The 8337-nt window shown below is 66.9% G+C and carries 8 protein-coding genes; 6 read left to right on the top strand and 2 right to left on the bottom strand.

Going from position 1 to position 8337, the window contains the following annotated elements:
• The coding region (locus WEB52_14405; protein ID MEX2227629.1) for a hypothetical protein at positions 1-523 on the top strand (523 nt) is incomplete at its 5' end.
• A gap of 50 nt (positions 524-573) precedes the next feature.
• Here the strand turns inward: WEB52_14405 and WEB52_14400 are convergent.
• Positions 574-966 (bottom strand): SDR family oxidoreductase, encoded by a 393-nt coding sequence (locus WEB52_14400; protein MEX2227628.1) that lies wholly within the window; start codon positions 964-966, stop codon positions 574-576.
• 468 nt (positions 967-1434) lie between these two features.
• Between WEB52_14400 and WEB52_14395 the strand changes: the two genes are divergently transcribed.
• Positions 1435-2610 (top strand): serine hydrolase domain-containing protein, encoded by a 1176-nt coding sequence (locus tag WEB52_14395; GenBank protein MEX2227627.1) that lies wholly within the window; start codon positions 1435-1437, stop codon positions 2608-2610.
• 16 nt (positions 2611-2626) lie between these two features.
• Here WEB52_14395 and WEB52_14390 read toward each other — a convergent pair whose 3' ends face one another.
• A complete protein-coding gene (locus WEB52_14390) occupies positions 2627-3952 on the bottom strand; it encodes a hypothetical protein (GenBank protein ID MEX2227626.1) in 1326 nt (441 codons plus the stop codon).
• Between WEB52_14390 and WEB52_14385 the strand changes: the two genes are divergently transcribed.
• From WEB52_14385 to WEB52_14370, 4 genes are all read left to right on the top strand, one after another.
• Complete coding sequence (locus WEB52_14385; GenBank protein ID MEX2227625.1) at positions 3942-4577, top strand: hypothetical protein; 636 nt, start codon at positions 3942-3944, stop codon at positions 4575-4577. The two genes, WEB52_14390 and WEB52_14385, sit on opposite strands and share 11 nt — an antisense overlap.
• Before the next feature lie 174 nt (positions 4578-4751).
• On the top strand, positions 4752-5180 hold the full coding sequence (locus tag WEB52_14380; protein ID MEX2227624.1) for a hypothetical protein: 429 nt from the start codon (positions 4752-4754) through the stop codon (positions 5178-5180).
• Positions 5181-5286: 106 nt separating this feature from the next.
• Entirely contained in the window at positions 5287-6162 is an 876-nt protein-coding gene (locus WEB52_14375; GenBank protein MEX2227623.1) for an MBL fold metallo-hydrolase, read from the top strand.
• The gene (locus WEB52_14370; GenBank protein ID MEX2227622.1) at positions 6159-8279 is read left to right on the top strand and encodes an ATP-dependent DNA helicase RecQ; all 2121 of its coding nucleotides are present in this window, start codon (positions 6159-6161) and stop codon (positions 8277-8279) included. The genes WEB52_14375 and WEB52_14370 overlap by 4 nt, the downstream gene beginning before the upstream one ends.
• Positions 8280-8337: the final 58 nt, after the last annotated feature.

Genomic DNA, 8337 nt, shown 5'->3' with positions numbered 1-8337 from the left:
AAGGACCCGGTCGGACTCTCACAATGAGTGGACCAAAGATCGGGGGCAGGTCACAACGATTAATCCAACTCCACGTCTCATGATGGGATCCTTGATAAACGGGAATGTATCGCGGATGGACGCGAGAATCTCACCTACGGTTCAGTTTGTCAATACCCTCTTGCTGGTATCGCTGTGCTTCGTGTTGCTCTTCATGGGCTGTATGCGCTCGGGTGGAGTCCAGCAGTGGGACGGCGGCAGCGGGGAGGTCTATTGGGTCGATCCTCCTCATTGCGCCGACACAAAACCCGAGTTTGCGAAGCGCTTCGGGTTGCGCCAGTTCGTCGGAGTGCCGGGAGAGCCACCCGTTTATCTCTTGGTCGAGAAGATTGGAGTTCTCCCGGACTCCGCGCGAAGCACCGAGTACCACCGCGGCGACAGTTTTAGGCTGTGGCGCGACCAGTCAGTCGAGAACCTTTACATCACGCGGCATGACGGAGACGAAGTCCTGGTATTCAGATACGCGCCAGGTGGCTGTATGTGATCCACAACTCCCACACGGTCGGCGCTTCTCCCACCGCCAGCCGACTGCCATCAAAAGTAATTCACCGTGATGCCGCCGTCGACGACCATCTCCGTGCCCGTCGTCCACGACGACTCGTCGGACGCCAGGTAGAGCGCCGCGTAGGCGATGTCCTCCGGCAGGCCGAAGCGGCACATCGGGATGCGGTTGAGGCGCTTCATCTTCTCCTCCTCGCTCGGAAACAGCTCGACGAGCATCGGCGTCAGGATCGGGCCGGGGCAGATCGCGTTGACGCGCACGCGCTGCGGGCCGAACTGCACGGCGAGCGACTTGGTGAGTGCGAGCACGGCGCCCTTGCTCGCCGTGTACGCGTCCTGCGGCACCGTGCAGCCGACGAGCGCGACGAACGACGAGACGTTGACGACAGAACCGCTTGATGTTGGAGCGTGTCGCCGCGCCGAGATTCTTCGCCGCGCTTCGCTTGCTCAGAATGACGGGGATAGCGCCAGTGACCCGTCGGCAAGCCACGCACGGCCCCGCCGCACCGCAGGTGGAGAACAGCCGCCCCGGCTGTTCCGTCACGCCACGCGTAGGTCTGGTCGTTGTTGCCGGTCGCTGCCCATAGCTACGTAACATCGGCGCCCGCACGCACGGCTGATGCGCCTGCGTAACGCCGGTGCACGTGTCATCGTCCGCTTCGTGGCGCGCCGCTGCCGCCGTACGATGGGAGAATGCCGGCGCATGCAATCTCCGTTCAATCGCGCGCGCTCCTCGCCGTCGAGTACATGCGTCGCGGCAACTCAATCAAGACAAAACAATCAAGATCAGGTTCGCCGGACCCCGAAATGAAAAATCCATTTCAAAAACAATCAAGTGCGCGCTTCCGCCACGCGGTGAAGTCTTCCAGAATCGATGCGCTAGGGGAGCGTGCTATGACGGTCGAAGGTCACGTTGAGGTGGGGTTCGAGCGCGTGCGCGAGGCGTTCGAGAAGCAGTTCGCGGACGGGGAGCACGTCGGCGCGAGCGTGAGCGCCTACCTGCGCGGCAACCTCGTCGTGAACCTGTGGGGCGGCACGACCGCGCCTGACGGCGGCGACCCGTGGCGCGAAGAGACGATGACCACCGTCTACTCGACGACCAAGGCGTTCACCGCGACCAGCCTGCACGTCCTCGCCGACCGCGGCCTCGTGCAGTACGACGACCTCGTCTCGAAGTACTGGCCGGAGTTCGCGCAGAACGGCAAGGACAAGATCACGGTCTATCACCTGCTGACGCACCAGGTGGGCATCCCGCAGATGCCCGACGACATTGCGCTCGACGACGTCACAGACTGGAGCACGATGGTGAGCGCGATCGAGAGGCTGTCGCCGGAATGGGAGCCGGGCACGGATACGGGCTATCACGCGCTCGATTTCGGATGGCTGATCGGCGAACTGGTGCGGCGCATCGACGGGCGCTCGGTCGGCACGTTCCTGCACGACGAGATAAGCAAGCCGCTGGGGCTGAAGAAGCTCTTCCTCGGCGCGCCGGAGAGCGAAGAACCGAACATCGCGCAGCTCTACTCGCCGCCGCGGACGCCGGAGCAATCAGCGCTGGCCAAAGCGTTCATCGCGAGCGGGTCGATCACCGCGCGTGCGATGGGCGGCACGATGCACTCGGACGATCGCAACCTGCAGGACGTGCTGAACTCCCGCGAGGGCCATGCGTCCGAGATCCCGGCGGTGAGCGGCGTCATGTGCGCACGCGACCTGGCGCGGTTCTACGCCTGCCTGGCCAACTACGGCGAGCTGGACGGCGTGCGCATCCTGAGCGAGGCGACGGTGCGTCGCATGTCGGCGCCGCAGAGCCATCGCCCGGACCGCGTGCTGATCATCCCGATCCGCTGGTCGATGGGGTACATGAACGGCGGCGCCGCGGGCTGGCCGCAGGGACCGCGCGAAACGTCGTTCGGGCACCCGGGGGCGGGCGGTTCGGTGGGGTTCGCCGATCCTGAGATCGGCATGGCGTTCGGGTTCGTGCCGAACCTGATCCTGCAAGACATGATCGGCGCCGTGCGCGGCGGCGCGCTCGCGCATGTGGCGCGGGAGTGCGTGGCGAAGGCGTCGTGACGCGCGCTGGTAACGGCTACTCAGGCGCGTCGGCAGGCTCGACGCCGGTGCTGAGGACGTCCGACGCGCGGTTGGGCGGCAGGACCGTCACGAGGTCGCGCGGGAAGTACGCGACGCCGCCCGTGGTGCGCAGTTGGCCGACGCTGGCGCGGTCGGTGGCGTAGCGCATCCAGTCCGACCACGCGTCGATGCTGACGAGGTCTGATGCGATATCGGCGGCGGAGGCGTCGTCGACGCGGTGCGGGAACGCCCATTGCTGCGTGTAGGTGACGGAGAGGGCGGTCTCGGCGCCTGCAAGCTTGCCGCGATTGCGGCTATCGACAAGGACGACGGCGCCGGCGGGGACATCGAAGCCGCGGCGCATGTCGGTGAGTGTCAGGTGGTCGTAGTCGCGCAGATACCAAAGCCATGTCTGTGCGAAGGAGTACGAACTGTCGAGCGCGACGGGCACGCTGCGGCCGAGGCCGGTCTCGTCGCCGGCGCGGGCGATCGCGTCACGCACTTCGCGGACATCGGGCGAGGTCTGCTGCGGCTGGATCAGCTCGATGGGCGTGTCGCCTTCGTCGCGGTAGGCGAGCGCGTTCCGGAGTTGCGGCACATTGCCGTGGCCCCACGACGCGAGCACCCCTGCCTGCAGCGTGAATACGGCGAGTCCGGCGAAGGTGGCCGCGAGCGACGCCTGTGCGAGGCGCGGCGTGAAGTTCGCGCGCAGCCTCGGCATCGACACCTGCGGCACGGGCACCGCGGCGATGCCATCGTTGACCAGCCGTGCAGCGAGGAAGACGACGGGCGTCGTCACGTGCACCATCAGCCACGGCTCTTTCGCCGGCACGGCTGCGAACGCGAAGAACGCGCCGGCTGCCCAGAAGGCGAGGAACCTCGTCATCGGCGGCATGCGCAGCGTCAGCACGGCCGCGCAGGCGACGAGCAGGCTCAGTGCCGGCTTGTGGCCGGCAAGGAACGGCGTCCAGGCCGGCATGGCGACGATGACGGCGAGCGCGGCTGCGGCACCGAGCATCGTGACGCGATCCTGCCTGCGGCCGCGGACGGCGCAGAACGCGGCGCCGGCGGCGATGATGATCGCGGGCAGGAAGTCGTAGACGGCGAGGAGCATGCCGTAGTAGTACGGGGCGCGCGTCGTGTACTCGGCCTCGGGGCGCATCCAGAAGTCGAGCGTGCCCCAGTAGCCGGTCCAGATGCCGCCCTGGTTGGTGAAGAAGCCCGTGAACATCGTCATCGTGATGCCGTAGAACGTGGCCCAGCAGATTACCCACGCGTTCCAGCGCCACATCCATCCGAACACGCCCGCAGCACCGACGATCGCGCCGAGCGTGATCAGCATGACGGGGGAGTTCGCCGCCGGGCTCGTAGTTCGTGCCGCCGATGACGTAGACCATCTGTTGGCCAGCGAACCCACGGTCGCCGATGAATGGCAGGAGCTGCACGAGCGCGGCATAGAACGGCGCGGCCAGCAGCGCGATGACGAGCATAGGATTGGCTGCGACGGGCAGGCGGTGCAGGTTGAGGCGCGCGCGCGTGCCGCCGATCACGGGCCAGAACGCGACGATCAAGGGCGTCGCGGCGAAGATCGCGGCCTTTGGGAGCAGACTGGTTTCGGAGGCTCCACGGCCCGTCATGGTGCGACGCGTGAGCTTGCGATCGTATGCTTCGCGGCGGTTCGCGTTTGTGAGGACGCCGTACGCGTGCGCAAGCGCTTCGCGCGCGGAGCGGCTCTCGATAGTGTCGATGCGTTTGCGATAGGCGAGGCGTATGTCTTTGACGGCCGCGTCGGATTCGACGCCGAGCATTTCGTAGTGCGTGAGGTCAGCTTCGGCTGCTGCTTCGGCGCCTTCGGCCATCTGCGTGACGAGGTCGCATGCGGCGAGGTACGCCAGGTACGCGACGAAGATCGGCGCAACGACAAGCGCCATTTCCGTCGACACGAACATGAATGCGAGCACCGCTGAGATGAGGTAGAGCGACGAACGCGTCGGGGCTGCCAGGTATCGCCAGATCAGCATCGCCAGCGCGGCGGTGAAGAACGCTAGATAGATCTCGGGCCCGGCAAACCGGCTGTAGTACAGCACCGACGGCGACACCGCGAGCAGCAGCGCCGCGGCGATCGCACCGGCGCGGCCGATGTGACGCGTGAACGCGAACGGCAAGACGGCCAGCGCGACGCCAAAAATCGCCGGCAGCATGCGCGCGGTAAAGTCGCTGTCGCCGAGCGTCGCGAAGATGGCAGCCGTGCCGACGTAGTGCAGCGGGCCGTGCGTCATGGGGAGATGCTCGTAGGCAGCGCCGCGCGAGAACTGCGCGGCGATCAGCGAGTACATACTTTCATCGGGGTGGAACGTGCGGACGCCGAGATTCCAGAGTCGGAGCAGGGCTGCGAACGCGACGATGAGGACGAATGCGACGCCCTGAATCACGGCGGGGCGCAGCCGATCGCCGGCCACGCCTGCTGCTTCGATGTTTCGGCCTGCCATGGTGCACATCCCTGCGAATCAACCGGCTTCGAGCGGAGTATCGTGCGCCCGTACGGGAAGTGCAGTCGGCGAGCACCCTGACGGTGAGGGTGGGAATCCCCGAACCGCGAATGACATAACCGATCGTTGACCGCGGCGAGGCACTGCCGTATCGTGGTTCGCACGTACGTTCTATTCCGGAGCTACAATGCCCGCCAAGCACCGTCTCGGGGACCTCGATCTCGCCATCCTCAGCGATGGGACGTATTACCAGGACGCCGGCGCTGTCTTCGGGGTCGTCCCGCGCGTCCTGTGGGAGCGGCTGGGCATCGAGCTGAACGAGCGATACCAGATGGCGCTGGGGCTGAACTCGCTGCTGGTGCGATCGGAGGGCAAGACCGTGCTGATCGAGACCGGCGTCGGTGAGAAGGAGCGGCCGCTGGGCCAGACGACGCGCGGCCAAGAAGGATCGCTGCTCGACGGGTTACGCGCGCTGGGCGTGGCGGCGGAGGACATCGACATCGTCATCAACTCACACTTGCACGCCGACCACTGCGGCTGGAACACGCGGAAGGGCGCGGACGGCGGGTTCGTGCCGACGTTTCCGCGCGCCACATACCTGGTCCAGCGCGCTGAGTGGGAGGCGGCGATCGCGCCGAACGAGCGCACGCGTGCGACGTACCTTTCGGAGAACGTGCTGCCGATCGAGACGGCAGGGCAACTCGAACTGCTGGATGGCGAGCGCCGCGTCACGGACGAGATCACGATCATCCCGACTCCCGGTCATTCGCACGGACACGCGAGCATCGTGTTGAAGTCAGGCGGCGAATCGGCGGTGTACCTGGGGGACATGATCCAGCATCCGGTGCAGCTCGAGCGGGCGGCGTGGGTATCGTCGTTCGACATCTACCCGCTGGAGGCGATGGAGACGAAGAAGGCCGTCGTCGCGCAGGCGATCGCCGAGCGGCAGCTCGTCGTGGCCGTGCACTGTCCGTTTCCCGGGCTTGGTTATATGAGTGAGACGCCGGACGGCAAGCGAAGGTGGACCCCGATCGAGGCGAACGAAGGCAGCGTTGAGCAATGAAGCTGTACGACTGGCAGAACGAAGCGATCGACGCATTGATGCACGGCACCGGCCAGGTGCTCGTCGTAGCGCCGACGGGCGGCGGCAAGAGCATGTGCTTTCAGCAGCCCGCGACGGAACTGGACGGCGTGGCGTTGGTTATTACGCCGCTGGTCGCGCTCATGGCGGACCAGGTGGCATCGCTGGCGGCGCGCGGCATTCCGGCGACGTACCTGGCATCGAACCTCGATCCGAACGACGTGCAGCGACGGACAGATCTGGCGCTCACGGGCCGCGTGAAGCTGCTGTACGTCGCGCCGGAACGGTTGGCGTCGGAACGGTTCATCGACGAAGTGCTGGGACGTCTCGACATCTCGTTGCTGGCGGTGGACGAGGCGCATTGCATCAGCCACTGGGGCCATGACTTCCGTCCCGACTACCTGACGCTCGGAGCGCTCGTCGAACGGCTGCAGCCGCAACGGCTGATCGCGCTGACTGCTACGGCGACGCCGGCCGTGCGCAGCGAGATCATCGAGCGGTTGCACATGGACCGGGCACACCAGGTGTTGCGGGGATTCGCGCGCGGCAACCTGGAGCTCGCCGTCGAAGAAGTGAGCGGGCCGAAGGCAAAAGCGAAGCGCATCGCCGACGAAGTGAAGCGCGTGCTCGGCAAGCCGGGCGCGGGGAAGGGCAGCGCGCTGGTCTACACGGCATCGCGGCGGCAGGCGGAGGGGACGGCGGAGTCTCTGCGTGAACTCGGGTGGCGCGCGGAACACTATCACGCGGGCATGGACGGCCCGTCGCGCACGGCGGTGCAGGAGCGATTCCAGTCGGCAAACCTCGACGTCGTTGCGGCGACGAACGCGTTCGGCATGGGCATCGACCGGGCGGACATACGGCTGGTGGCGCATCACAGCATGCCGGAGTCGGTCGAGGCGTATTACCAGGAGGTCGGGCGCGCGGGACGCGATGGCGCGCCGGCGACGGGGCTACTGCTGATCTCCGACCCCGACATCGCGTGGCGGTTCAAGATGATCGCGTCGGAAACGGCGCTTTCGGGCGAACAAGCGCTGCACCGGCGCGAGCTTGTGCGTTCGATGATCGCGTACGCGGAGACGCCGGCGTGCCGCCACGACACGATCCTGCATTACTTCGAAGACGAGGCCGAAGAGCTGGGTGGCTGCACGCACTGCGACAACTGCATCGCGACGGCCGGCGGGCGCGCGAGCAACGAGCCATCGGCGGATGCATCGGCGGAGGTGGTCCGTGCGATCCTGGGCGCGCTGCGCGTGCTGCCGTTCGCTGCGGGCCCGGGCACGCTCGCCGATTACCTGATCGGTCATCGTACCGGGGCTATCGAGCGACACGAGTGGCACAAGCTCGAGCGGTTCGGATGCATGCGCGAGCGTTCGGAGGAGTGGGTGCGGCGCGTGCTGCGCCGGTGCCTCGCGGCGGGGCTGCTCGCCGTCGATCCGGAGCACTCGACGCTGCGGATCACGCGCCGGGGCGCCGAAGTCGATGCGGGCGCGCGCGCCAATCCCGTCCGGCTGCCCCAGCAGCAAGGCGCGCAGAAGCGCATCGGCGCATCGCGAGGAGGCAAGGCGCCGATCCCGGCCGAGGACAGTCTTACGGGCGACGATCTGGCGCTGTTCGAGATGCTGCGCGAGTGGCGCGGGCGTCGCGCGGCGAAGGACAACATTCCCGCCTACGGCGTGTTGCACGATGCGACGCTGCGGGCGATCGCGGCGGCCTGGCCGAAACACGAGGACGATCTGATGCAGCTCGGCGGCTTCGGGCCGACGAAGGTGCAGCGGTTCGGCTCCGGCGTGCTCGGCGTCGTGCGTGCGTACATCGTCGAATACGGGGCGCCGAAGCGCGCGCCCGATCCCGCCGTTGGCGGCGCCGCGCTCTCCTACCAGGAAGAACGCATCGCCGAGGCGCGCAAGCAGCATCCGCGGGCATACGAGCGCTGGACCGATGAAGAAGACGTGCGTCTGCGCGGGCTGATCGAGACGGGGCGCGGTGTCGATGCGATCGTGTCGGAGCTGCAGCGTCAGCCGAACGCGATCATCATGCGGGCGCAGCGGTTGTCGCTGGAGGCGCGATTGACGGCGAATTCCGCGGCGCCGGTCGTGTGACGCTCGGTCCGATGCCGCCGGCGTCCGCTATTCTTACGGGCACAGGCGGAGTTACACC

It is taken from the genome of Dehalococcoidia bacterium, from assembly GCA_040902535.1.
Taxonomy (GTDB): Bacteria; Chloroflexota; Dehalococcoidia; order DSTF01; family JACRBR01; genus JBBDXD01.
Note: the sequence above shows the minus strand (reverse complement) of the source record. Positions and strands in the feature narration are given on the sequence as shown.

What these genes read in the sequence shown, in the direction of transcription:
- WEB52_14395 (MEX2227627.1), top strand. Translation starts at nt 1,435, where the DNA reads ATGACGGTCGAAGGTCACGTTGAGGTGGGGTTCGAGCGCGTGCGCGAG.
- WEB52_14390 (MEX2227626.1), bottom strand. Translation starts at nt 3,952, where the DNA reads ATGCTGATCACGCTCGGCGCGATCGTCGGTGCTGCGGGCGTGTTCGGA.
- WEB52_14375 (MEX2227623.1), top strand. Translation starts at nt 5,287, where the DNA reads ATGCCCGCCAAGCACCGTCTCGGGGACCTCGATCTCGCCATCCTCAGC.
- WEB52_14370 (MEX2227622.1), top strand. Translation starts at nt 6,159, where the DNA reads ATGAAGCTGTACGACTGGCAGAACGAAGCGATCGACGCATTGATGCAC.